The 1,232-nt window shown below is 44.2% G+C and carries 1 protein-coding gene; it reads left to right on the top strand.

The window, feature by feature from the left end; translation table 11 throughout:
* Positions 1 to 115: 115 nt before the first annotated feature.
* Positions 116 to 1,123, top strand: a complete 1,008-nt coding sequence (locus F6K38_RS42400; protein WP_287360874.1) for a CHAT domain-containing protein — start codon at positions 116 to 118, stop codon at positions 1,121 to 1,123.
* Positions 1,124 to 1,232 lie beyond the last annotated feature (109 nt).

The following is a 1,232-nucleotide window of genomic DNA, read 5'->3' as shown; positions in this document are numbered from 1 at the left end:
TAGCAATCTTTTTGTTTGTTTAGGATTTTTTTGGATGTAGTTCCAAGTGTAGCTCATGGTTTTTGAGGTTGATAAAAGTGATTAATTTTATCTTATTTTACCATAAGTTTGTTTTTTGGAGAGGTCTAATACCTTACCCCAAGATACTTCTCTGGCCGAACTAGTCAAAGTCAGTCGTCAGCAAATTGGTGTCAGAGGTCGAGGTAATCAGAATGCTGCTTCACCACCAAACCCTAACAATAGTAATCCACTACAACAACTCTACCAACTGCTGATTACTCCGATTGTTGACTTATTACCTGAAAGCGAATCAGACCGTGTTATTTTTATCCCCCATAAAGAACTATTTCTGGTTCCCTTTGCTGCTCTCCAAGATGATGATGGAAATTATCTAATCGAAAACCATACCATTCTCACTGCTCCTTCGATCCAATCCCTGTCATTTACCCGTAAACATTGGGATCGAGTCAAAGACAGCAACGGAACACCATTGATTGTCGGTAATCCCACCATGCCCACCATTAAAATCGGACGGGAACAAGAACAGTTAAAGTCTCTATCGGGTGCAGAAACAGAAGCCTTAAGAATTGCTGAATTGCTGAACACCACCGCTCTAATTGGACCGAAAGCAACAGAATCAACCATTGTGGAAAAAATGGCCAATGCTTCCGTTATCCATTTAGCCACCCATGGTTTAGTCGATGGTATTTATTATCGAGGAGCGATCGCCTTAGCTCCTGAGGAACCAGACCATGATGGCTTTCTCACCAGTCGTGAAATTCTGAGTCGTTACACGGAATCGGAAAAATCCTTATTGAAAGCAAAGTTAGTCGTCCTGAGTGCTTGTGATACTGGTAGGGGTGAGATTAAAGGGGAAGGGGTAGTTGGTTTATCCCGTTCTTTGATTGCCGCAGGTGTACCCAGTTTAGTGGTGTCCTTATGGCAAGTGCCTGATGATGATACGGCCAAGTTGATGAGGGAGTTTTATAATAATATTTACACCCACAAATTCGATAAAGCCAAAGCCATGCGAGAGGCGATGTTATCCATGCTCAATGACCCCGATGGTAATCCAGACCCGAAAGCTTGGGCGGCTTTTACTGTTATTGGTGAGGCTAGGTAGAGAGGGTGGGAAGTGTGGGGAGATGGGGAGATGGGGAGATGGGGAGATGGGGGAGGTGCGTAGGGTGCGTGATAAGACGGGCTTGCCATGGTTTTCCGGCTTTTGGCAT

Source organism: Moorena sp. SIO3B2 (genome assembly GCF_010692525.1).
Classification (GTDB): domain Bacteria; phylum Cyanobacteriota; class Cyanobacteriia; order Cyanobacteriales; family Coleofasciculaceae; genus Moorena; species Moorena producens.
This window is presented reverse-complemented; position numbering and strand designations above follow the sequence as displayed.